Origin of the sequence: Halomonas sp. (assembly GCF_029263665.1) — a bacterium.
Taxonomy (GTDB): domain Bacteria; phylum Pseudomonadota; class Gammaproteobacteria; order Pseudomonadales; family Halomonadaceae; genus Halomonas.
The window spans coordinates 191,541-213,170 of sequence record NZ_JAJUFQ010000005.1 but is presented as its reverse complement, the minus strand read 5'-3'; the positions used below and the strand labels follow the sequence as shown (position 1 = coordinate 213,170).

22 protein-coding genes and 1 pseudogene are annotated in these 21,630 nt (G+C 56.7%); 16 read left to right on the top strand and 7 right to left on the bottom strand.

Annotated features, from left to right (window positions below):
* Positions 1–62 precede the first annotated feature (62 nt).
* From Q1K07_RS07310 to Q1K07_RS07300, 3 genes are all read left to right on the top strand, one after another.
* Positions 63–1,748 (top strand): GMC family oxidoreductase, encoded by a 1,686-nt coding sequence (locus Q1K07_RS07310; RefSeq protein WP_300309448.1) that lies wholly within the window; start codon positions 63–65, stop codon positions 1,746–1,748.
* Complete coding sequence (locus Q1K07_RS07305) at positions 1,748–2,329, top strand: gluconate 2-dehydrogenase subunit 3 family protein (protein ID WP_300309447.1); 582 nt, start codon at positions 1,748–1,750, stop codon at positions 2,327–2,329. The genes Q1K07_RS07310 and Q1K07_RS07305 overlap by 1 nt, the downstream gene beginning before the upstream one ends.
* Before the next feature lie 138 nt (positions 2,330–2,467).
* Positions 2,468–3,283 (top strand): DUF1080 domain-containing protein, encoded by an 816-nt coding sequence (locus Q1K07_RS07300; protein ID WP_300309446.1) that lies wholly within the window; start codon positions 2,468–2,470, stop codon positions 3,281–3,283.
* Positions 3,284–3,396: 113 nt separating this feature from the next.
* Here the strand turns inward: Q1K07_RS07300 and nhaC are convergent, their stop codons facing one another.
* On the bottom strand, positions 3,397–4,890 hold the full coding sequence (gene nhaC / locus Q1K07_RS07295) for a Na+/H+ antiporter NhaC (protein WP_300309445.1): 1,494 nt from the start codon (positions 4,888–4,890) through the stop codon (positions 3,397–3,399).
* 19 nt (positions 4,891–4,909) lie between these two features.
* Positions 4,910–6,049: an aminotransferase class I/II-fold pyridoxal phosphate-dependent enzyme gene (locus Q1K07_RS07290; RefSeq protein ID WP_300309444.1), complete on the bottom strand. Its 1,140-nt coding sequence runs from the start codon at positions 6,047–6,049 to the stop codon at positions 4,910–4,912.
* A 158-nt stretch (positions 6,050–6,207) separates the two neighbouring features.
* Between Q1K07_RS07290 and Q1K07_RS07285 the strand changes: the two genes are divergently transcribed.
* Positions 6,208–6,882: an FCD domain-containing protein gene (locus Q1K07_RS07285; protein WP_300309443.1), complete on the top strand. Its 675-nt coding sequence runs from the start codon at positions 6,208–6,210 to the stop codon at positions 6,880–6,882.
* 117 nt (positions 6,883–6,999) lie between these two features.
* On the opposite strand, the gene fabF is transcribed toward Q1K07_RS07285, so the two are convergent.
* Positions 7,000–8,268 (bottom strand): beta-ketoacyl-ACP synthase II, encoded by a 1,269-nt coding sequence (gene fabF / locus Q1K07_RS07280; RefSeq protein WP_300309442.1) that lies wholly within the window; start codon positions 8,266–8,268, stop codon positions 7,000–7,002.
* Between the two features lie 149 nt (positions 8,269–8,417).
* On the opposite strand from fabF, the gene Q1K07_RS07275 reads away from it, so the two are divergent.
* From Q1K07_RS07275 to Q1K07_RS07245, 7 genes are all read left to right on the top strand, one after another.
* Entirely contained in the window at positions 8,418–9,065 is a 648-nt protein-coding gene (locus tag Q1K07_RS07275; RefSeq protein WP_149284808.1) for a TetR/AcrR family transcriptional regulator, read from the top strand.
* 124 nt (positions 9,066–9,189) lie between these two features.
* The gene (locus Q1K07_RS07270; protein ID WP_300309441.1) at positions 9,190–9,657 is read left to right on the top strand and encodes a GFA family protein; all 468 of its coding nucleotides are present in this window, start codon (positions 9,190–9,192) and stop codon (positions 9,655–9,657) included.
* Positions 9,658–9,707: 50 nt separating this feature from the next.
* On the top strand, positions 9,708–10,304 hold the full coding sequence (locus tag Q1K07_RS07265; protein WP_300309440.1) for a nucleotidyltransferase family protein: 597 nt from the start codon (positions 9,708–9,710) through the stop codon (positions 10,302–10,304).
* Positions 10,305–10,397: 93 nt separating this feature from the next.
* Positions 10,398–10,910, top strand: coding sequence for a hypothetical protein (locus Q1K07_RS07260; RefSeq protein WP_300309439.1), 513 nt, complete (start codon positions 10,398–10,400; stop codon positions 10,908–10,910).
* A 108-nt stretch (positions 10,911–11,018) separates the two neighbouring features.
* The gene (locus Q1K07_RS07255) at positions 11,019–11,630 is read left to right on the top strand and encodes an OmpA family protein (RefSeq protein WP_300309438.1); all 612 of its coding nucleotides are present in this window, start codon (positions 11,019–11,021) and stop codon (positions 11,628–11,630) included.
* A gap of 48 nt (positions 11,631–11,678) precedes the next feature.
* Positions 11,679–12,026, top strand: coding sequence for a TfoX/Sxy family protein (locus Q1K07_RS07250; protein WP_300309437.1), 348 nt, complete (start codon positions 11,679–11,681; stop codon positions 12,024–12,026).
* Positions 12,027–12,029: 3 nt separating this feature from the next.
* Positions 12,030–12,758 carry a bifunctional 2-polyprenyl-6-hydroxyphenol methylase/3-demethylubiquinol 3-O-methyltransferase UbiG gene (locus Q1K07_RS07245; protein ID WP_300309436.1) on the top strand — a complete coding sequence of 243 codons (729 nt, stop codon included), beginning with the start codon at positions 12,030–12,032 and terminating at the stop codon, positions 12,756–12,758.
* Positions 12,759–12,834: 76 nt separating this feature from the next.
* Here Q1K07_RS07245 and Q1K07_RS07240 read toward each other — a convergent pair whose 3' ends face one another.
* Both Q1K07_RS07240 and Q1K07_RS07235 read right to left on the bottom strand, forming a co-directional pair.
* The gene (locus Q1K07_RS07240; protein WP_300309435.1) at positions 12,835–14,970 is read right to left on the bottom strand and encodes a thioredoxin family protein; all 2,136 of its coding nucleotides are present in this window, start codon (positions 14,968–14,970) and stop codon (positions 12,835–12,837) included.
* Between the two features lie 91 nt (positions 14,971–15,061).
* A complete protein-coding gene (locus tag Q1K07_RS07235) occupies positions 15,062–16,162 on the bottom strand; it encodes a redoxin family protein (RefSeq protein ID WP_300309434.1) in 1,101 nt (366 codons plus the stop codon).
* A gap of 171 nt (positions 16,163–16,333) precedes the next feature.
* Between Q1K07_RS07235 and Q1K07_RS07230 the strand changes: the two genes are divergently transcribed.
* Both Q1K07_RS07230 and Q1K07_RS07225 read left to right on the top strand, forming a co-directional pair.
* On the top strand, positions 16,334–17,731 hold the full coding sequence (locus Q1K07_RS07230) for a PLP-dependent aminotransferase family protein (RefSeq protein ID WP_300309433.1): 1,398 nt from the start codon (positions 16,334–16,336) through the stop codon (positions 17,729–17,731).
* 117 nt (positions 17,732–17,848) lie between these two features.
* Positions 17,849–18,403: a GNAT family N-acetyltransferase gene (locus tag Q1K07_RS07225; RefSeq protein WP_300309432.1), complete on the top strand. Its 555-nt coding sequence runs from the start codon at positions 17,849–17,851 to the stop codon at positions 18,401–18,403.
* Positions 18,404–18,468: 65 nt separating this feature from the next.
* Here the strand turns inward: Q1K07_RS07225 and Q1K07_RS07220 are convergent, their stop codons facing one another.
* Complete coding sequence (locus tag Q1K07_RS07220) at positions 18,469–19,392, bottom strand: NADP-dependent oxidoreductase (RefSeq protein WP_300309431.1); 924 nt, start codon at positions 19,390–19,392, stop codon at positions 18,469–18,471.
* Positions 19,389–19,892 carry an ester cyclase gene (locus Q1K07_RS07215; RefSeq protein ID WP_300309430.1) on the bottom strand — a complete coding sequence of 168 codons (504 nt, stop codon included), beginning with the start codon at positions 19,890–19,892 and terminating at the stop codon, positions 19,389–19,391. The genes Q1K07_RS07220 and Q1K07_RS07215 overlap by 4 nt, the downstream gene beginning before the upstream one ends.
* Positions 19,893–19,981: 89 nt before the next feature.
* On the opposite strand from Q1K07_RS07215, the pseudogene Q1K07_RS21255 reads away from it, so the two are divergent.
* The 3 genes and pseudogenes from Q1K07_RS21255 to Q1K07_RS07205 all read left to right on the top strand — a co-directional run.
* Positions 19,982–20,167: pseudogene (locus Q1K07_RS21255) on the top strand (LysR family transcriptional regulator); the annotation flags it as partial.
* An 18-nt stretch (positions 20,168–20,185) separates the two neighbouring features.
* Positions 20,186–20,908 (top strand): LysR substrate-binding domain-containing protein, encoded by a 723-nt coding sequence (locus Q1K07_RS07210; protein WP_300309429.1) that lies wholly within the window; start codon positions 20,186–20,188, stop codon positions 20,906–20,908.
* Positions 20,909–21,145: 237 nt separating this feature from the next.
* Positions 21,146–21,616, top strand: coding sequence for an N-acetyltransferase (locus Q1K07_RS07205; RefSeq protein WP_300309428.1), 471 nt, complete (start codon positions 21,146–21,148; stop codon positions 21,614–21,616).
* The last annotated feature ends 14 nt before the right edge of the window (positions 21,617–21,630 follow it).

The following is a 21,630-nucleotide window of genomic DNA, read 5'->3' as shown; positions in this document are numbered from 1 at the left end:
GACCGTCTGGATACATGGTCCAGAGACAACAAAAAGACCGGAACAAGCAAGGAGGAGGAAGCATGGCGAACCAGCATTATGATGCCATCGTCGTAGGCTCTGGCATCAGCGGAGGATGGGCGGCCAAGGAGCTGTCAGAAAAAGGCCTCAAGGTATTGATGCTTGAGCGGGGGCGCAATATCGAGCATGTCAAGGATTACCACAACGCTCACAAGGAAGCCTGGGACTATCCTCATCGAGGCGAAGCCACCCAGCAGATGAAGGATGATTACCCGGTTCTCAGCCGTGACTACCCGCTCAATGAGCAGACCCAGGGCATGTGGGCCAACGAGAAGGACTGCCCCTATGTCGAGGAAAAGCGCTTTGACTGGTTTCGAGGCTATCACGTGGGTGGCCGTTCCTTGATGTGGGGGCGCCATAGCTACCGTTGGTCGGACCTGGATTTTGAAGCCAATCAGCGCGATGGCATCGCGATCGACTGGCCGATCCGCTATGCCGATCTGGAACCCTGGTACGACCATGTAGAGCGTTTTGCCGGCATTTCCGGTTCTCGGGAAGGCCTGGACGTGCTGCCGGATGGTCAGTTCCTTCCGCCTATCCCGCTGAATGTAGTGGAAAAGGACATGGCCGAACGGCTGAAGAAGTCATTCGGTGGAACCCGGCATCTGATTCATAGCCGCGTGGCCAATATCACTGAGCCCAAGCCTGAGCAAGGGCGTGCCAACTGTCAGTTCCGTGACAAATGCTGGCTGGGGTGTCCGTACGGTGCGTATTTCAGTACTCAGTCGTCGACTCTGCCCGCGGCCATGGCCACCGGCAACCTGACCCTGCGGCCTTTCTCCATTGTCACCCAGGTGCTGTACGACAAGGACAAGAAGAAGGCGCGTGGTGTCGAGGTCCTGGATGCAGAAACCAACCAGACCTACGAATACACTGCGGATGTCGTGTTCCTCAATGCCTCTGCGTTCAACTCGACCTGGATCCTGATGAACTCGGCCACGGACATCTGGCCGGATGGCCTTGGCAGCAGCAGCGGTGAGCTGGGCCACAATGTCATGGATCACCATTTCCGCCGTGGCGCGGCAGGTACCATCGAAGGCTATGACGACCGTTACTATTACGGGCGCCGTCCAGCGGGCTTCTATATCCCCCGTTTCCGCAATCTCGGTGACGAGCAGCGTGACTATCTACGTGGCTTCGGCTATCAGGGCTCGGCCAGTCGTCAGGGCTGGGAACGCAACATCGCGGAGCTGAGTCCGGGAGCTGCCTTCAAGCAGGCGCTAAGCGAGCCTGGCGGCTGGACAGTCGGCATGACGGGCTTTGGTGAAATGCTGCCATATCATGACAACCGCATTTCCCTGGATCACAACGTGACCGACAAGTGGGGCCTGCCGGTGCTGGCCATGGATGTTGAGCTCAAGGAAAACGAACATGCCATGCGCAAGGACATGACTCAGGATGCCATGGACATCCTTGAAGCCGCCGGCGTGAAGAATGTTAGAGCGGTAGAGAAAGACTATGGTCCTGGCATGGGCATCCATGAGATGGGAAGCGCTCGCATGGGCCGTGATCCAGCCACTTCGGTACTCAATGCCCATAACCAGGTGTGGGATGCCCCCAATGTATTCGTCACGGATGGGGCCTGCATGACTTCAGCCTCCTGTGTCAATCCATCACTGACCTATATGGCGCTGACTGCGCGGGCTGTGGACTTCGCCGTATCCGAACTGAAGAAGGGGAATCTGTGATGCAGCGTCGAGAACTGCTGAAGATGATTGCCGTGGCTACAGGCGCCGCCATGGTGGGTGGCAATGCCATGTTCACCTGGGCTGCGGGCGATGGTGAAAAGGTGCTGTTCAATGCTGAACAGCGTGGAATCCTGGAAGAAGTCTCGGAGACCATCCTGCCCCGTACGCAAACCCCAGGCGCCAAGGACGCCAAGGTGGCCGAGTTCATGGAGGTGTTCGTACGTGACTGTTACACCGAGGAACAGCGTGCCATCTTCTTGCAGGGTGTCAGTGGCATTCAAGCACGTAGTGACGAGAAGTATGGGCGCAGTTTCATGGAGCTGGATGCCAATGAGCGTGAAGAGCTCATCGCTGTCCTCGACAAAGAGGCATTGGCCGAACTCCAGGAAAAGGGGATCGAACCAAGCATCGATGATGAGACCGGCGTGACCAATGGCTTTACCCTGATCAAGCAGCTCACGCTGTTCGGCTTCTTTACCTCGAAGGTCGGTGCCACAGAAGTATTGAACTACGTGGCGGTGCCCGGGCGTTACGATGGCAATCTGACCTACCAGCCGGGAGAGCCAGCCTGGGCGACGTGATCCGTTTGCCTTCAGCACAATCCATAGCCGTATGTGCTATGTCGTATGCGTCGTCATGCATTGTTCAACTTGATTCTCGATATGTCATTCATTGAAAGCGGCCCCGTCGACAGGGGCCGCTGACAGGGAGGTGTTGTCATGCCGCAGAGCTCGTCTCTTCGTGGATTTTCCCGGCTGGGAGCCGCCTGCATGCTGTTGTGCGTATCTGGTGGTACCGTGCTGGCGTCTGATGAACCATCAGCGCAAGAGTTGACACCGGAAGAGCAGCAGGCCGCCAAGACGGAAGTATGGGAGCCTGTACCAGAGAAAGTCTCGGCGGAACCGGGGCAGGTTCCGTCCGATGCCATCGTGCTGTTTGATGGTACCAACCTCGATGCCTGGGAAGGCGAGGAGGGCGGCGCAGCAGCGTGGCAGGTCGAAGATGGGGCTGTCAGCGTTGCCCGGGGACAAGGTGGCATCCGTACCAAGGACGCATTCTGTGACATGCAATTGCATGTCGAATGGCGCGCACCTGCCGACACGCAAGGCTACGATGGCCAGGATCGTGGCAACAGTGGCATCTTCCTGCAGGAGCGTTATGAAGTGCAGGTACTGGATTCCTGGGACAATCCTACCTATGCCAATGGCCAGGCCGCATCGGTCTACAAGCAGCATATCCCGTTGGTGAACGCTTCACGGGCACCGGGGGAGTGGCAGAGCTACGATATCATTTTCACCTCTCCACGCTTCGGTACTGGCGGCGAGCTCGAATCACCAGCCTATGTCAGTGTGCTGCACAACGGCGTGCTGGTGCAGAATCATGTCGAGATCCAAGGCAATACGGAATGGATTGGAGAGCCGCAGTACACCGCACATGACTGTGCTCCGCTGTATCTCCAGGATCATGACGCCGATGTCAGCTATCGCAATATCTGGGTCAGGCCGTTGAGTGGCGAGTCTGATAGCGAGAGCTGATGAGGCGGGAACTGAAAAGCTGACACAATGCACAAGGCCCCGATGACATCCTTGTCATCGGGGCCTTGTGTGTTTTGGCGCAGACTTGTGTTTGGTGTAGAGAGAGCAGTCGGCTAGCGTGCAACGGGTTCTGCTACCTGTCCTCCGCCACCGTTCTCGGTGATGTCGTCTTCCACGGCAATGCGCCGTACTCCGAACCATCTCGTCCACGGACCCGCCACAGCCAGCACTATCGAGAAGACCAGGCCAAGGTAGTTGAACAGTGCCCAGGGAGCATACTCTATGGTCGCTACGCCCAGGGTTGCCGCCATGTACACCGCCGATACTGTCCAGGGGGCTAGGGGCTCCGGAATCATGCCACCGTCCTCGAGGCTGCGTGACAGATTCAGCGGGTGCAGACCGCGCTTGCGATATTGTTCGGCGAACAATTCGCGAGTCAGAAAGAAGGTCACGTAACTGTTGCCCGTGGCGAGGATGATGGCCATTCCCGCCGCCAGCGAGGCAAGAATGGTGCCGGTGGCGGAGCGTACGTAGGCCAGGGTCCTGTTCAGGACGACCTGCAGAACGCCAGAGGCTTCCAATGCCGAGGCAAAGAAGAAGGCGCAGAACACGAAGAGTACTGCACCATGCATGCTGTAGAGCCCACCACGATTGAGCAGGGTCAGCAGCGCTGGCAAGAGGCTGTCTGCATCGATTTCCGGGTGGATCATGCTCAGCAACTCGACATTGAAACCTGACACTGCGGCTGAGGCTACGGCTGATAGCGGTGCCTGTTGCACGGTAAGGGCCAGCACGATGGCACATAACGTAGCAAGGAACAGCACGACCAGAGTGGGCTTCTTGCGAATGGAGCCGGCCAGCACGATGACCACCGGTAGCATCAGCCACAGATTGAGATCGAAGAGAGAGCGAATCTGATCGGCACCTTGCGAAATGGCGGCAGGAGTTGCTGTGCTATCTCCCATATTCAGGCCCAGCAACAGATAGACGGTGGCGGCAAGCACGGCGGCCGGTAACGAAGTGAACATCAGGTGGCGGATATGTCGGTAGAGATCTACGCCGACGACCATGGAGGCCATGATGGTGGTATCGGACAGCGGTGATAGCTTGTCACCGAAATAGGCCCCGGAGAGCACCGCGCCAGCGGTAATGGCGAGATTGACGTCCATGGCCGTGGCGATGCCCATGATCGCCACGCCCAGTGTGCCGGCGGAACCCCAGGACGTGCCGGTAAAGGTCGATACGATTGCTGTTCCGAAGAAGGCCATCACATACAGGTAACGTGGATCCACCAGTTCCAGGCCATGATAGATGAAGTAAGGGATGGTGCCGGAGATCATCCAGGTACCGATGATCATGCCGATACTGTAGAGCACGAGAATGGCGGTCAGGGCTGTCTTGATCTTGTGGCCCATGATGTCCATCACTGATTGCCAGGTGCCGCCATGAAGAATAGTGAAAAGCGTTGCCAACGCACCGCAACTGATCAGCACCAGTTCAGTGGGCAGACCTGAGATGACGATGCCATAGGTGATCGCGACAGCAATGGTGGTTACCAGTAATAGCGATGGTACGAAACCAGGTTGTAATTGTTGCTGAGCTGGCATGTGGAATCCTCCTGAGCGCTCAGTGGTCGAGGGCGTTCAACCCCCTGGCAAGATCGGCAACGATGTCATCGATGTCCTCCAGCCCAATGGCAAGACGAATAAGTGGCTGTCCACTGCCATCGGGGCGCATGGGCGACACCGCGAGACTTTCGTAACCGCCCCAGCTCACCCCGATGCGGAACAGCTGAAGCGCATCGATGAAGCCTGCGATACGGGAATAAGTCGGTTGCTGGATCTGGAAGCTCAATAGTCCCGTGTGGCCACTGAGCTGCTTTTCTGCCCAATTGGCAGCCTGGCCTGATGCGAGACTGGGATGGTGGACTTCCAGCACCTGGGGCTGGGCAGCGAGATACTCGACGACGCACAGTGCGTTGTGCTGATGTTCCTTCATGCGCAATGGCAGGGTGCGCAGACCTCGTAGAACCAGAGCGGCATTATGTGGCGCTAGAGCGGCGCCAAGCAGTTGATGGCCGACGGCGAACAGTCGGTCAATCATCTCTAAGGAGCCGATGACGGCGCCCCCGACGACGTCGCTGTGCCCCCCGATGTACTTGGATAGGGAATGGATGACAAGATCGAAACCGTGTTGCAGTGGCTTCTGGAACAGCGGCGTGGCCCAGGTGTTATCAATGACCGTGATGATGTTCCGGGCTCTGGCCAGACGAGCGATGGCATCCAGGTCTGCCAGCTCCATCAGCATGGATGAAGGGCTTTCCACATAGATGAGACGGGTAGTGGGACGTAGCGCGGCCTCGATATCATCGCTGCCACGAATGCCGTCATGCGTGATGCCATAGACACCAAGCTGGTCGAGCAACTCGACCGTCGGGCCATAAGTCTGGTTGATGCGCAGTACATGGTCACCCTGGCGCAGCAGAGAGAACAGCGTGGCTGCGATAGCTCCCATGCCCGAGGCAAATGCCTTGCAGGCTTCACCGCGTTCAAGAGCTGCAAGCTTGCGCTCCACCAGCTTGATGCCGGGATTGAGTCCACGGCTATAGATGTAGTGTTCGCGTTCTTTCAACTGGGCGCGACTGAAGGTTTCCAGGTCAGGAAAGGTGAAGATGCTGGTCTGGTAGACTGGCGGAGTGACCGCACCATGGTGGCCTGCGTCTTGTTCAAAGGCATGATGGCAGATGTAGCGATCCTGGCTGTCCAATGGGTACCTCGTCATGCGATCTATGTTAGTAGCTGTCAGCCTGTCTGATAGGTCAAGCTAGCATGGCGCGCGACTTGCATCAATTGATCCGGCGAAGGTATACGATTACGTTCGATCAGGTGAGTTGCCAACCAATAACTGGGTGCTTGTTCAAGATAATGAAAAGGCTCTATTTATCCGATACCGTTGCTGGTGAGATCAGCATCTGGATCAACGAAAGACAGCTCAAGGCGGGTGATCAGTTGCCTTCGGCATCTGAATGGATGGTACGCCTGGGGGTCGGGCGCTCAACACTGCGAGAGGGCCTCAAGAAACTCGAGGCTGAAGGCATCATCGAGATCATCAATGGCAAAGGCATATTCGTCAGTGAACAGAAGACCTTTCAGCTGTTGGAAACACTCGGATTGAGTGATGCCAAGGAGCACCTGCTGGAGATGCTGGATGTACGCCAGGCGCTGGAAGAGCGTGCCATTGTACTGGCAACGCAGCGTGGATCGGAGACGGCTTTCGCGGAAATGGCCACGCATCTCAAGGCCTATGAACGGGCGAGAGAAAAAGAAGACTTCCTTGGTATCAGCGAGGCCGATGCGGCGTTCCATCTGGCCATCTACGAAGCCTGCGGCAACAGTGTGCTGGTAGGACTGATCAGGCTGATGCATGACGACCTGTATGTTTCCTGGGACAGCCTGGAAGACCGCCTGCAGGTATTTGATGCCAGCTTCGTTCATCACGTCGAACTGTTGGATGCCATGCGACAGCGTAACGAGTCCGCTGCTGTCAGCGCCTTCGGCGCCTTGATCGAGGCAACCCGACGCACTGTCGAAGAGATGTAGCCGATAGCTTTGCGTAACGATAGCTTTGCGCAGGTCATGCTCGTGCCATGAAAAGCCGTAGTACGTAGTAAAGGCCGTAGTAGCCACGGCTTTTCATGGCCCTAATCCACCAAGACGTTACGCTAAGCGACTGACGATCAGTGCGGCATTGACTCCGCCGAAGCCAAAGCCGTTGCATAGTACATGCTGGGTCACCTGTTCCCGGGCAACGCCTGGGACAAAATCCAGGTCCTGCATGTCAGCGTCGGCGCTCTCCATGTTCAGTGTTGGCGGCAATTGATTGGTCATCGTGGCCATTGCGCTGAACAGGCTTTCCACGCCACCGGCAGCCCCGAGCAGGTGCCCGGTCGCGGACTTGGTGGAAGAAATCGGGATATTGGGCAGGTCATCACCAAAGACGCGCCGGAGCGAAGCAATTTCGGCCCTGTCACCCACCGGAGTGGATGTGGCGTGGGCATTGATATAGCCGATGTCCCTGGGCGCCAGCTCAGCCATGCGCAACGCCGTGTGGATAGCATCGGCGGCACCTGAACCGTCTTCCGGGCCTGCCGTGATATGGTAAGCGTCAGCGCTGGTGCCATAGCCGCTGACAATGGCCAATGGCGTGGCGCCACGCTTCAGGGCGTGCTCGAGGGTTTCGATGACCATCAATCCCGCTCCTTCCCCCATGACGAAACCATTGCGTGCCTGATCGAAAGGGCGAGAAGCGCTGGCTGGCGCCTGCTGCTCGGTCGACAGTGCCTTGAGCGCATGAAATCCCGCCAGGGAAAGCGGGTCGACACAGGCCTCGGCGCCACCGACCAGAGCAACATCAGCTTCTCCGCTGCGTATCATGCGCATGCCATCGCCGATGGCTTGCAGGCCTGCTGCACAAGCCGTGACAGGGCAACCCAAGGGGCCGCGGAAGCCATGACGAATCGACAGCTGGCTGGCTGCCATGTTGGCAAGGAAGGCTGGCACCGTAAAAGGTGACAAGCGTCGATGACCTTGCTGAGTCAGGGTGTTCTGGGCTTGGGTGATGGTCGGAAATCCACCGATTCCCGTTGCGATGATGGTTGCCGTGGCGCGTTGGCCCTGCGCATCTTTCGGAAACCAGTTCGCCTGGGACAAAGCCTGCTCTGCGGCTGCCAGAGCATACAAGGAGAACAGATCCTGCTTGCGGCGTTCCTTGGGGCTGACGACCTGGTCAAGGTCGAGTCCGGCCTCGTCATCGTCAGCAATCTCCGGAACCAGGCCCGCTATCTTGATGGGCAGAGCACTGGTATCGAAGCGTGAAATGAGGCCGATTCCTGAGCGCCCTGACACCAAGCGTTCCCAAACGGCCTTGACGCCGCAACCCAATGGGCTGACCATGCCCATGCCGGTGATGACTATAGGTGATTTCATACGACCTCCTGAAAACTGCTCCTGAAACCAAATGTCATCGTGACGCTATCACTGGGCTTTATATGATCAAGATAATATTCAGATAGCACGATGATATTGTTGGATGATTTCGCGAGTGTTTTCCCAGGTTCCATGATGGCGAGGACGTCATGCCATATTCCGCTACTCACAAGGCAAGTTCCAGAGAACGTATTCTGACTTCAGCCACTGAACTGTTCTGTCGCTACGGTTTCAACAAGGTCTCGATCGGACAGATCATGAAACTGGCGAAGATGACGCATGGTGCCTTCTATGCCCATTTTGAGTCCAAGGAAGCGCTGTACCGTGCTTCCATCAGTGAAACCTTGAAGCACAGTCGTGCTGCGCGTCTCGTCAAGGGACCATTATCGGTCAAGCACTTGACGGCTCTCGTGGCCAACTACTGCAACCTTCGGGAATTGGAGCGCAAGAGCAAGCCTGGCCCTGAAAACGTACTGTTCAACGAGCTAGGCAACGACAATGCTGAAATCAAGGTGCTGTTCGAAGCGTCCTATCTGCGCATGAAAAAAATGCTCGAGACTCGCCTGATTGCCTTGAGCCGGCTGAAAAAGCTTCCATTCGAGCCGAACCGGGAAGCGATCGCGGAGAAGTCACGCGCCATTCTCGCCTCACTGGTTGGCGCGGTCGCCATCGCCAGAAGCCTGCCTGACGAACAGGAACGCATGAGTGTACTGGAGGCCGCTCAAAAGCAGATATTACTGACACTGGGGGTTGATGATCGCGAAGTGAATCAGCTGTTCGAGAGTGCAGTAAGGTGAGAGAGCTGTAAGGTAAGTGTGCAGCAGGGTAAAAAATGCAGTAGGTAATTTGCCCGAGGTGGTGATCCGCAAGATTCGCTATCCGCTACGCTGATAGCCACCATCCTGTTCCAGGAGGCAAGCCATGTTGCTGCAAGGTTCCTGTCACTGCGGTGCGGTGACATTCAGTGTCGAGTCCCCACACCCTTATCCCTATCAACGCTGCTATTGCTCGATCTGCCGCAAGACGGCAGGCGGTGGTGGCTATGCCATCAACCTGAGTGGTCAGGCCGCGACCCTTCAGGTCGAAGGAAGTGAACATAAAGGCATCTACCATGCCGTCATCGATGGCGAGCCCAGCTCGGGGGAGCGTCATTTCTGCCGGCATTGTGCCACAGCATTGTGGGTCTATGATCCACATTGGCCAGAGCTTGTGCATCCCTTTGCCTCGGCCATCGACACCGAATTGCCAGTACCACCGGAAAACGTGCATCTGATGCTGGCAAGCAAGCCTGATTGGGTTCAGGTAGCCCCTCATGAGCACGACAAGTTCTTTGCTGAGTATCCTGAGGAGAGCATTGAAGAGTGGCACCAGCGCCTGGGTTTTGCCTGAAAGTGCCTGTGCTTGTTCGTGCAGCGTAAATAGGGACATGGAAGGGTAACTTGGAAGAACAGTTTCTCATCTGGTTGAAGGCGGACGCCCAGAGGCTCGCAGCTCTTGAGCGGGCAAGTGAGCTCAGGCTCCGGGACTGGTGCCTGGCGGCTGGGTTTGTGCGTAACCTGGTGTGGGACCGGTTGCACGAATATGCGCAGTCGACACCACTCGACGATATCGATTTGGTCTATTTTGATCCCCAGGACTCAAGCCCTGAGCGTGACCGGATGCTGGAAGCCAGGCTGCGAGAAGTCTCTGACTTGCCATGGTCGGTCAAGAACCAGGCCAGAATGCACGTCAGGAATGCTGATGCCCCATACGTATCCACTGCCGATGCCATGAGCTTTTGGGTCGAAGTGGAAACGGCCATTGGGGTACGCCTGGTGGGTAAGCGGCGGGAGCTTGAGTTCGTTGCGCCATTGGGTCTGGAGGCATTGTTTGCTGGTAGCGTGACTCTGAACAGGAAACGACCGAAGCCAGATGCCTTCAAGGCTCGTATTGAAACGAAGGGCTGGCTGAAGAAATGGCCTCGGCTCATCATTGGCTCGGGCCTGGATGGCCCGGTGATGGCAAACCGTGATACCCAACAGAGCCAAGTGATGTAAAGGCCGCTCATGCGGGCCTATCATTTTCTACCTTGATTGATATGCTATTTTGGCGAATCAAGTATTTATCCTGCTTTATAAGGAGTGAGCTGGATGTCAGTCCCCAGTCGCGCGAGGGCGCTATTGGCAATATCTATCCTGGCCTGTCATGCGGGGTTGGCAATCTCTCAGGAAAGCGCACCAGAGCAGCAGGCGGAGGCCTCTGGAGGTCAAAGGAAAGTACTGGCTGTCGGTATGCATAACAGCGGCAAGGCCCTGGCGGAAGTCAGTGCTGCCATCCGCGATGGTACGCAAGTGACGATCAAGGTGCGCTTTCGGCCAGTAGGTAACGGGTTGGATGAACCTATCGAGCTTTACGACAATCTGACAGAGCGTGCGTATCAGACGGATTTCTACCTGCTGGCGGGCAACCGGAAATATCTGTTGTTGAAAGATACCGAAGACCGTCCCCTGGCACCGTCGACGGCGACCATCAATGCCGGTGATGCCATGTATGCTGGTTCCTGGTATGGCGTTTTTCCTGCTCCTCCGGTCGACGAAAACGTCATGCTGTTCCTGCAGGATGTGGAGCCGCTGGGCCCTTTCCTGATTCCTGCACAAGACTGATGATCCATGTTCACTATCTATTCCTTGCCTTCGGCCGACTCCTTGTCTTCGATCCAGTCTTGGCTTGCATCTCGTATGCGCAAGCTTGTCATTCGATCTGCAAGCGCGGTGCTTTTGTCTCTCGGGTTGGCAGGCGCTGGACAGGGGAGTGACAATGACGCTTATATTCGCGAGGTGACACCGGAAGTACGGGAACTGGTTGCGAATGTGGAGGAATATGAGCGCGACCCGGTGGAGTTGTCGCAACTGGTGCAGGACGTCGTGGCCCACAATGAAGGCTTGATGCTGCAAGAACCGGAGACAGATGCAGCCGATGGAGAGCACGAGCGCTTTGTGCTGTCTGCCACCAGCGATACCTTGTTCGGCAGCGATGGAAAGACACTTTCCGAAGGCGGTCAGGCCATACTGGGACATCTCGCCGAATTGCTCAGTGAGCTTCCCGAAGTGCTGGTAGATGTCATGGGGTATACCGACTCCACGGGAACGAAAGAGCAGAATCAGGAAGTGTCCGATGCCAGAGCCGAGGCTGTTACCAGTTACCTCGTGGACAATGGCATCAATGGGGCACGTATCCTATCCAAGGGACTTGGTGAAAGCCAGCCTGTCGCACCAAATGAAATCGACGGAAATGACAACCCTGAAGGGCGTGCCAAGAATCGTCGTGTCGAGATCATTTTATCCTCTCCACGGGAGGAAGAGCCGCAGGAGAGGGTGCAATGACAGGGCTCGCGAGGAAGCGCGTAACGTTTACAGCGGTATGATCGAATCATGAGTGTCTCACACGAATTGCTCGACTTTCTGCTCGATCAACTTGCTCCTCTGGGCAACGTCTCTGCTCGACGTATGTTCGGAAGTATGGGGGTGTTTCTCGACGGGCGCATGTTTGGCATTCTCAGCAGAGAAAATCGCTTTTACATCAAGGCTGATGCTGGCAGCCTCGAGAAATTCGTGGAACAAGGGTGCGAACCTTTCAGTTACTGGGTCTCGCAACCTTCCGGGGAGCGCAAGCAAAAGCGGCTGTCGTATTACGAAGTGCCTGATTCAGCCCTGGAAGATCAGGATGAACTGATGTTCTGGGCAAGACTCGGGATTTCTGCATCAACGCCTTCAGGTTGACTCATGTCTCAGAATATCTACGATGACCCGGCATTCTTCGATGGATATGCTCAGCTTCCGCGTTCGCAGTTCGGGCTGGACGGAGCGCCCGAGTGGGCTTCCATTCACGCCATGTTGCCAGAGCTTCTCGGCAAGAGTGTCATTGATCTCGGTTGTGGTTATGGCTGGTTCTGTCGCTATGCTCGTCAAGCTGGCGCTGCTGACGTGTTCGGCATCGACTTGTCTGAAAAAATGCTCGCGCGGGCGCGTGAACTGACGGACGATCCGGGCATTCGCTACCAGCGGGCAGACCTTGAGCAACTGACACTGCCAGAGCAGACGTTCGACCTGGCCTACAGCTCGTTGGCACTGCATTACCTGCCGGATCTCACCCCTTTCCTGGAGACCATCCATCAGGCCCTGAAACCGGGCGGATGGTTGGTCTTTACTACTGAGCACCCGATCTATACCTGTGCGACGAACCAGGAGTGGGTGATCGATGCTGAAGGCCAGCGCTCATGGCGGGTCAATAACTACCAGAACGAAGGCCCGCGAGTCAGCAATTGGCTGGCAGATGGTGTCATTAAGTACCACCGGACGCTGGGCACCACCCTGAATGCGCTGATGTCTGTGGGCTTTGAGCTGCGCCACGTCGAAGAGTGGGGGCCAAGCGCAGAACAGATCGCAGCAGTTCCTGATTTGGCGGAAGAAGCCGAACGTCCCATGATGGTGTTGATCGCGGCGCAGCGATGAAGGTTTCAGGTGGAGCTAATGTGCTCTTGCCAGACGTACTTGTGACATGTACCTCTGGCAAGGGCAGCATGTGGGATTAATGGGCTTTACCAGCCAACGCCAAAAGGCTATCCGGCTCAAGGATCTGAGGGAGCACCTCAGGCTCGCTTTCTCCTGGTGCATACCACAGGTAGAGCGGCACCCCAGAGCGGCCATGTTCCTGCAGAAAGGCGGTGATAGCAGGGTCACCGTTGGTCCAATCCCCCTTCATGGTGACCACGCCTGCCTGTTCCAAAGCCTGCTGCGTGCTGGAAGTGTTGATTGCCCGCTGTTCGTTTATCTGGCAAGTGATGCACCAGTCTGCGGAAAAGTAGACAAAGACCGTCTTTTTCTGCTGTTGGAGTTCCGCCAGGCGCTTTGTATCGAAGGGGAGCACAGTGGTTTCCGAGGCGTTTGCCACCTCGTTGGCGGCGGTTGCATCATGCCCAGGAAAGGCGTGGGGAACCACAATGCTGCCTGCCAACGTGAGTACGACAGCCAGTCCTGCTGGCAGCCAAGCCAGCCGTTTGCCATTACGTTGGCGCAAGCCGGTAAACCAGAGCCCGACCGCCAGCAACATGATCAGAGAGAAGCTCGCTATCAAGCCGTCGTTGCTGAGCTGTCGGCCCAGTACCCAGGCCAGAGCAAGGGCCGTCAGAAACATGGGGATGGCCATGAGATGGCGGAAGCTTTCCATCCACGGACCGGGACGGGGCAGGCAGCGGCTCAGCGCGGGTACGAAACCCAGCAGCAGAAATGGCAAGGCGATGCCCAGCCCTAGACCGGCAAAGACAGCCAGTGCGGCAAACGGGGGCAATACCAGCGCTGCGCCGAGGGCAGTGGCCATGAACGGGCCAGAGCAGGGCGTCGCCACAAAGGCAGCAAGTACACCGGTCCAGAAAGCACCCGCCATGCCTCCCTGATCCGCCAATCTTGTGCCTGTGCTGATGGAGCCCAGTTCAAACAATCCTGCCAGATTGAAGCCGATGGCAGCGGTCAACAGGGCAAGCACCACGATGACTCGTGGGTCCTGCAGTTGGAACGCCCAACCTATCTGAGTACCGGCGGCACGCAGTGCCAGGATAACCGCGCCCAGCATGAGGCAGACGATCACGACGCCTGTGGTGTAGGCCAGTGCCTCACGCCGAGCCTCGCGTTTACCACCAGACAGGCGCGCCAGGCTAAGCACCTTGAGACTGAGGATCGGGAACACGCAGGGCATGATATTGAGAAGAACGCCGCCCAGCAGGGCGCCGAGCAATGCCGTCAGCAGCAGGGCAGTGGTGTTGGCCTGTTCAGCCGGGATGCCAGCTTGTGACAAATTCTGGGGGCTATCAGATGCCACCGATCCATTCTCATCGTGGCCACGCAATGCCAGGCCTGTGCCGTTGCCCAATGACAGCAGTGCCTCTAACTCAGCAGGCGGGCCAGATGCCTGGCGGGACTTGTCCAGCCGGGTCTCGACGATCAGCGCATTTCCTTCGCGGCTGAAAACCTGTTCTGCTGCGGGGTCGATTATCTTGTCGGTGGCGACAAACAAATGAGGATTGTCCAGCTCGACACTGGCGGGCAGGGGGATGCTCAGGCGCAGTCGAGCATCATCCGTCACCGTGAAGCTGGCCGGTGAGCCCAGCGGTCTCGGAAGCTCTCGCCGCCATTCGTCGAAACGCGCCTTGCGCTCTGGCGGGACCTCGCCATTTCCAGCAACCAGCGTAATAGCCAGCGATGCTTCTTCAGGGACGCAAGCATCCGCTCGGCAGGCCAGATACTTGATATCAGCAGTGATGGGAAGCGAGGTTCCTTGCGCTACCGAGTCGTCTATTTCAAACGGCACCAGTAGCGCATAAGGGTGCTCGTAGACATGATTCATCAGATCGCCAGTCATCAGCGTCTGCGGTACCGGATAGGCTGGTTCGCCAACACTGACGCCTTCCGGCAACTGCCAATCGAACTGCGGTGGCAAGCCAATGTTGCCCGGCTGTTTCCAATATCCGTGCCAGCCTGATTGCGGTTCCATGAACACCGCCAAGGTACTTGATGTACCTGGTGCGGGGCGGTCTGTTTCCGCGATCAGCGAGTTCTTGATCAGCACCTCGTCAGAGGTACCAGGAATCCCCTGGGCGGCGGCTGTCTGCAGGAACAACGCGGAAGACAGGCAGCAGAGAAGCAGGCAGCGGAACAGGAATGTCGTCATTGGCTCCAACCCCCGCGCGGCGGGCTATTTCATCAGAAGTTATGCCGCTCCGTCGCCGGAGCGGAAAAGAGGATAGAAGAGAAGGGGCTGCCTATTGGTTGAGACGCTCCACCGCTTCGGTCAGTTTGGTGTCTTGCGGTCCAAGCTTCTCTGTTATCTGCCCGTCAGCACTGATCAATACGACAGAAGGTATCTGTCGAATATCGAAGGCTCGATGTAGCTCACCTTCGGCATCGAGCACCACCGGGATGTCCGTCTCGGTGCTGGCAAGATAGCTTTCGACATCGGATTCCTTGGTCCAAAGACCAGACATGATACCTACCCACTGTACTTCTTCATCTTCGCTCAGTTGGTTGACGGTTTCACGTACGCGACGGCAGGCAGTGGCGGTTTCCGGTTTGCTCTCCGCAAGATAGGACTCACACCAGGTGGCAAAGAACACCACACCCAATGGCTTGTCGGAATCCGCTCGAGACAGATCAATGCTATTGCCATCCCACGTGGTGACAGCGAGATCCTTGACCGTTTGGCCCACCTTCAGCGTATCGGCGCCCGTGTCTGTGACTTTCGCTTCCTCGGTGGCAGCGGATTGCTGGTCATCTTCCTCGAGTACTGCTTGCAGCGCCTGTTCCAGTTCCTGATCATCTCGATGACCGATATAGGCGATGTGACCACTGCGATCAATCAGCACGTGCTGTGGGGTCACGCGCAGGTTCAGGGCTTCGCCTAGCGTGCCATCATCCACCGTGATAGGCATGGTCAGTCCCATTTCATCGCGATAGGCTCTCGCCGCCTCAGCGGTATCGGCGTACCCCGTGTTCACGGCGATGACTTGAATATCATCGCCGTGCTCCTCCTGAAACTTCTGGAAACCAGGCATCTGCTGACGACAAGGCACACACCAGGTCGCCCAGAATTTTATGTAGACCGGTTTATTGCCATACAGGCTGCCGAGATCAATGGTTTCACCGTCCAGAGTGGTCAGGCTCATCTCCGGACCGGGTTGGCCGATTAGCGATTCGCCTGCCGCCTTGGCACGCTGCTCGCCGTCGGCTTCCATATCATAGGCTTGCTCCTGCTCAGCCTGCTCCTGATCAACGTCGTCCTGATCGGCAGCCTGGATTGGGCCAATGTGGCCGAGCAATAGGGCGGACAGTATGGCAATGGAAAGCCAGGATTTTTTGGTCTGCATCAATCTCATCCTGTTGGACGGTGGAGTGGCAGTACAATGGGCCATATACAAGCCATATAAAACAGGCCAATAAAATAGCCATATAAATAGGGCGCTAGGTAGTCATTCTGAAGCCGATGATGATCCAATAAAAAGTACCAAGATTGATAAGTTTTTATGTACCATGGGCCAATGAGCAAGCTTCGCTTTTCACTTGATCGCCACGGCAAGCGCTCCCTGGCTGAGCAGATACGCGCCAATATCTCTGACGCCATTCGGCAGGGGCATTTGTACGAGGGTGCGCGGTTACCTTCATGGCGTGATCTCGCCGTACAGTTGGGCGTTTCGCGGGGTACCGTGAAAGCGGCTTATGACCGACTGAGCGATGATCAGCTGGTCATCTCGAAAGGGGCCGCCGGTACTTTCGTGGCCTCGGTACTACCAGCATTACCAGAGATGACTGACCGGACCTCGCAGCTACCGTTACCCGACCTCTATCAGGACCTGGACAGCGCCCCTAAACCCTTTCAAGTAGGGGTGCCCGCGCAAGACGGTTTTCCCCACAAGCTCTGGTCCCGCATCATGCTGCGCTGTTCGCGACAGGCAGTGGCGGAAACATTGCGCTATCCCGACCCGCGTGGAGAGCAGGTATTACGCAAGGAAATTGCTGCCTACCTGGCCGTCTCCCGTGGACTGCAATGCTCTCCGGATCAGGTCATCATCACCAATGGCTATGCTGGTGCGCTGGGTTTGGCGCTGCACCTGTTGCGCCTGGATTCGCAACGTGTCTGGGTTGAGGATCCCTGCTATCCACTGGCTCGGCACGCCTTGTCATTGGCAGGATATACCTCTGTGCCAATTCCGGTGGATGAACAGGGGATCTGTGTTGATCAGGGCGTGGCGTTAGCGCCAGACGCTCAGTTGGCGATTGTGACGCCCAGCCAACAAGCGCCATTGGGAATGCAGTTGTCGCTGGCTCGTCGCCAGGCACTGCTGATCTGGGCCCGGGAAAACGCTGGTTGGGTGATCGAAGATGATTACCTGAGCGAGCTGCAACTAAACGGCCGGGCATCGCCGGCGCTGGCGTCGCTGGATCATGATGGCAGGGTGATTCATATCGGTACTTTCAGCAAAACCATCAGCCCAAGGTTGCGGCTCGGTTTCATGGTGGTGCCGCCCATGCTGGCAAGCCGTGCCGGGGATACCGCAGCAGCACTGTCGCCAGCGTCGGCGCTACCCAGCCAATTGGCCGTGGCGGAATTCTTGCGAGACGGCCATTACCTTCGCCACATACGGCGCATGAAGCGACTGTATACCCAACGACGCAATGCATTGCTTGAGCTGATGGAAGAATCGCCTTGCGTGAGAAAAATGGCCGGCTTGTCGTTGCTGGTCAATCTGCCTGACGACATTGACGATGTGCACATCGCGGTTATGGCGCAGGAGGTTGGGTTGGCTCCGGCACCGTTGTCTCCCTGGTTTGTGACGCGAGGCAACGCTCACAAGGGGTTACTTCTGGGCGTGACCAATCTCACGAGTCAAGTCTTGGAAGGCGGGTATCGGCACCTGGCCGAGCAGCTCAGATGGTAAGTAGACCCGACCTGCGCTTGCTGTCAGGCCGAGGAAGGTATCGTGGCTGAGAGGGATTTCTATGAATGATGTTGATCGGTGGACGCGATATCCCATGCGAACCAGGAAGCACACACCATGTTCCGCATTGAAACACCACGCCTGAGAGTACGTTCGTTATCCCGTGATGATTTTGCGTCTTTGTCCAGAATCATTGGCGATCCTGAGGTAATGAAGTATTCGCTGCATGGGATCTACGACGAAAACGCCACACGGCAATTTATAGACTGGTGTCGCAATTGCCAGGCTACGTATGGTTTTAGTCCATGGGCGGTTGAAGACAAAGTGTCAGATGAGCTGATTGGATTCAGTGGTATTTATCCCGAAGTCGTCAATGACTGTGAAGAAGTCGGCCTAGGCTATCGTTTTGCCAGACACCGCTGGAATCGAGGATTCGCGACAGAGGCTAATCTGGCAGTGTTGGAATACGCTTTTACACAACGGCAAGTACCAACAGTCATCGCACTGATTGAACCAGATAATGCTGCTTCAGTGAGAGTGGCAGAGAAAATCGGCTTTCGGGATTTCGTGGAGACCAGGTTCGTGGATCGTAACGTGCGAGCATATCGAGTATCGCGAAATCAATGGCTGGAAACTCGCCAGGAATCAGAGAGGAATCGTTCTGTCTCTTGAGTAGCATCCAATTTCGCATAATGTATATTATGTTAAATGCAATATCGGCGCGGCTGCGTTTGATCTCAGTCTAGCTTGACGATGATCTTGCCACGTGCACGGCCTGAGGCCTGGTGCTCGAACGCCGTGGTGAACTCGGCCAACGGCACCATTCGGTCCACCAGGACCTTCAATCCATCTTGGTCGATAGCCTTCAACACGTGCCCCAGACGCTGGCCGTCTGAGGTGTGGAATACGAAATCTGCCGCTACGTTGTGGGCCTTTGCCAGAGCTTCATCCGGCGGCAAGGTTGTTGCCAGCAAACGACCGCCCGCACGCAGCACTTCGAAAGAGCGTTGCTGGGTTTCGCCACCGATCGTCTCGAGTACGACGTCAATATCAGATACCTTCTGGACGAAATCCTCAGAGCGATAGTCGATGACCTTGTCGGCACCGAGTCGGCGGATGATATCGAGACCGCTGCCCGAAGCTGTCGCGATGACCCTCGCGCCCGCCTTGCGCGCGAGCTGGATCGCGAAACTCCCGACGCCGCCGGCCCCAGCATGGATCAATACTGTCTGACCCTCGGCAAGGTTGGCGGTCTCGAAAAAGGCCTGCCAAGCCGTCCCGGCTGCTGTCGGAATGGCCGCCGCTTCTGCTAACGGTACGTTGATGGGTGCTTTCGCAAGATAATCCACCGGCACGACGGCATAGTCTGCGAATGCGCCCCCTGCGGTCGGATCAGTCCGGGCGACGATTTGGTCACCGACAGCCCAACCTTCGACATCGGTTCCCACTTGCTCAATCTCACCGGCAAGATCGGTACCGAGCGTATAGGGGAAGGTCAGGGGAAAGAATTGATCCATGTAACCACGCTGTAGCTTGAAATCGAGCGGGTTGAGACTGGCGGCCCGGACCCGAACCAGCACCTGTCCGCTTTCCGGTCTCGGTTTGGTGATATGTTCAAGAACCGGCGCGGCCTCGTAGTCGGTGATGCGGATGGCTTTCATCGTTCGATCTCCTGTTCTTCTACGGGCCACGCCCCGACCTGGTTGATCCATCCGAACCAGTCTTCGAGATGCCAGGTATGGGTCAGCCTGCCGTCAGCGATGTGGTGGAATTCGTGGACCGGCATATGGAAGCACTTGCCGGTTGGCGCTATGCCGAACCATTCACCTTTATGTGTGCCGGAGATCACTGCCCGCACGGCTGCGGAGCCAGGCGTGCCAATGATCTCGTGGATCGAGACCTTGGCATCAGGAAACGCAGCCCCAAAACCAGCGATGAGCGGTTTCATTCCGTCCCGTCCCGGCTGCTGGCCGGGCGCGAGCGGAATGTCCTGCCAATTCTCGGTGACTGCGTCATCGAGTAGTTCCGGCCTGCCTTCGAAGGCGCGATAAAATGTCTCAATGGCCTGGCGTTCTTCAGGAGTTAAGCCCACCACCCGAGTATTGGGCTTAGTCTTGGGCTTATTAGTAGTTGAGATACTTGAGATAGCTGAGTCAGTCATGGGAGGTTCTCGTTCAGAGGACTGTCATAGCGTAGGAGCATGAGGAACATGCTTGAAATCGATTTTTGATATCCATTAACATCCATTTCATGAATCTTCATGGCATAGATCTCAATCTACTTGTTGCATTCGATGCACTCATGGTCGAACGAAGCGTCACGCGTGCAGGGATACGGATCGGACGCACACAGCCAGCAATGAGCGCTGCTCTCTCAAGGCTTCGTGTTCTACTACGGGATGAGTTGTTCGTACGCGGGCCAAATGGGCTACAACCGACGCCACGGGCACTCGATTTGGCCGAACCCCTTGGGCATGCATTGGCGGAAATCCAGCGCACTCTGGATTTCACTCAAGAGTTTGATCCCTCTACATCCACCGCCGCTCTCTCTATCGGTTTGTCCGATCACCCAGCGTTTAGTTTTTTGCCGCGGCTTGTTGCGAAGTTGCGCGAGACGGCCCCTGGAATAACCCTGGCTGTCCGAAGCTTTACTGGCCGTGATGATGCCATCTCTATGCTTGATGCTGGGGAAGTGGACATGACCATCGGCGTCCCGCCCTCTTCCACTGGCCGTATTCTTAGCGTTCCCCTATTCAATGAGCGCTTCGTCTGTATCTTTCGGAAAGATCATCCGGCTGCCAGCCTGGACCTGGACCTCGAGACATTCCTGTCTCTGTCGCACCTCCTGGTTTCGCCCGAGAACGAGCGTTTCGGCGTCGTCGACGCAGCCCTGGCAAAGCTGGGACTGAAGCGCCGCCTCGCCCTGACGCTCCCGCACCTCTACGCAGCCCCCTCTCTTGTCGCCTCGTCCGATATGATAGCGACGATTCTGGAGGGGGTGCTCGAAGCCTCTGGGCAGGCTGAATATCTCTGCGTGAGGAAGCCGCCCATCCAACTCGATCCAATCTCTTTCACACTGTCATGGCACCGGCGCAACGATACACACCCTGCACAGCGCTGGTTCCGTGACTGTATCACCGGCATATTCACGCAAGATCCAACACAGAAGAGCGACTAGCGCCCACCTATTTTCCTAGTGGATGCCATCAAGCCCGTCATCGATCGAGCCTTCCCCTTTGAGGCGACGACGAAAGCCCTGACTTACGTTGACGGCGGACACACAAGGCGCAAGGTTGTCGTCAAGATGGCGTCATATACTGGCCACCTTATTCACCGTCGAGCCCTGGTATCTGGTGGATTTCATTCAAGTCAGCCGTTACCCTCATGACATCATGACGTTCAACGGTATTCAGTAATGACACCACCGAAGACATCGCCAGAGCACTGTATCCAGCTCATCCGGGCCAGTGATGCCGATTTGCCCTTCGCTCGTGATCTGACTCGCAATAACATGGCTTCCTATCATCAGGAAGCTGGCCTGAATTGGGATGATGAGCGCTTCGAGCACTATTGGGAACGAACGCTAAATACTCTGGTGGTGATCAAGGATATCGGGCGACGTCATATTGCCGGTCTGGTACGCCTGCACCTGGGAAATAGCAGCGCCGCGCTGTGGGATCTGCAGTTGCTGCCCCATTTTCAAGGCCAAGGCATTGGCTCGCAGTTGATGGAACGCATTCTCGACATCTGTAGAAAGCGAAACGTCGAGAGCATTTCCCTGCAGGTGTACAAGACAAATCCCGCCATGCGCCTCTACCAGCGCTTTGGTTTCAGTGTCGATCAGCAGACTCCGCATATGGTCAAGATGTCTCGTCGCCTGCCTTGAGCCGGGACCCTCGG

Excerpts from the sequence above, each read along its gene's own strand:
- Q1K07_RS07310 (WP_300309448.1), top strand. The coding sequence starts at position 63 with ATGGCGAACCAGCATTATGATGCCATCGTCGTAGGCTCTGGCATCAGC.
- Q1K07_RS07305 (WP_300309447.1), top strand. The coding sequence starts at position 1,748 with ATGCAGCGTCGAGAACTGCTGAAGATGATTGCCGTGGCTACAGGCGCC.
- Q1K07_RS07300 (WP_300309446.1), top strand. The coding sequence starts at position 2,468 with ATGCCGCAGAGCTCGTCTCTTCGTGGATTTTCCCGGCTGGGAGCCGCC.
- nhaC (WP_300309445.1), bottom strand. The coding sequence starts at position 4,890 with ATGCCAGCTCAGCAACAATTACAACCTGGTTTCGTACCATCGCTATTA.
- Q1K07_RS07285 (WP_300309443.1), top strand. The coding sequence starts at position 6,208 with ATGAAAAGGCTCTATTTATCCGATACCGTTGCTGGTGAGATCAGCATC.
- fabF (WP_300309442.1), bottom strand. The coding sequence starts at position 8,268 with ATGAAATCACCTATAGTCATCACCGGCATGGGCATGGTCAGCCCATTG.
- Q1K07_RS07275 (WP_149284808.1), top strand. The coding sequence starts at position 8,418 with ATGCCATATTCCGCTACTCACAAGGCAAGTTCCAGAGAACGTATTCTG.
- Q1K07_RS07270 (WP_300309441.1), top strand. The coding sequence starts at position 9,190 with ATGTTGCTGCAAGGTTCCTGTCACTGCGGTGCGGTGACATTCAGTGTC.
- Q1K07_RS07260 (WP_300309439.1), top strand. The coding sequence starts at position 10,398 with ATGTCAGTCCCCAGTCGCGCGAGGGCGCTATTGGCAATATCTATCCTG.
- Q1K07_RS07250 (WP_300309437.1), top strand. The coding sequence starts at position 11,679 with ATGAGTGTCTCACACGAATTGCTCGACTTTCTGCTCGATCAACTTGCT.
- Q1K07_RS07245 (WP_300309436.1), top strand. The coding sequence starts at position 12,030 with ATGTCTCAGAATATCTACGATGACCCGGCATTCTTCGATGGATATGCT.
- Q1K07_RS07240 (WP_300309435.1), bottom strand. The coding sequence starts at position 14,970 with ATGACGACATTCCTGTTCCGCTGCCTGCTTCTCTGCTGCCTGTCTTCC.
- Q1K07_RS07235 (WP_300309434.1), bottom strand. The coding sequence starts at position 16,162 with ATGCAGACCAAAAAATCCTGGCTTTCCATTGCCATACTGTCCGCCCTA.
- Q1K07_RS07230 (WP_300309433.1), top strand. The coding sequence starts at position 16,334 with ATGAGCAAGCTTCGCTTTTCACTTGATCGCCACGGCAAGCGCTCCCTG.
- Q1K07_RS07225 (WP_300309432.1), top strand. The coding sequence starts at position 17,849 with ATGTTCCGCATTGAAACACCACGCCTGAGAGTACGTTCGTTATCCCGT.
- Q1K07_RS07220 (WP_300309431.1), bottom strand. The coding sequence starts at position 19,392 with ATGAAAGCCATCCGCATCACCGACTACGAGGCCGCGCCGGTTCTTGAA.
- Q1K07_RS07215 (WP_300309430.1), bottom strand. The coding sequence starts at position 19,892 with ATGACTGACTCAGCTATCTCAAGTATCTCAACTACTAATAAGCCCAAG.
- Q1K07_RS07205 (WP_300309428.1), top strand. The coding sequence starts at position 21,146 with ATGACACCACCGAAGACATCGCCAGAGCACTGTATCCAGCTCATCCGG.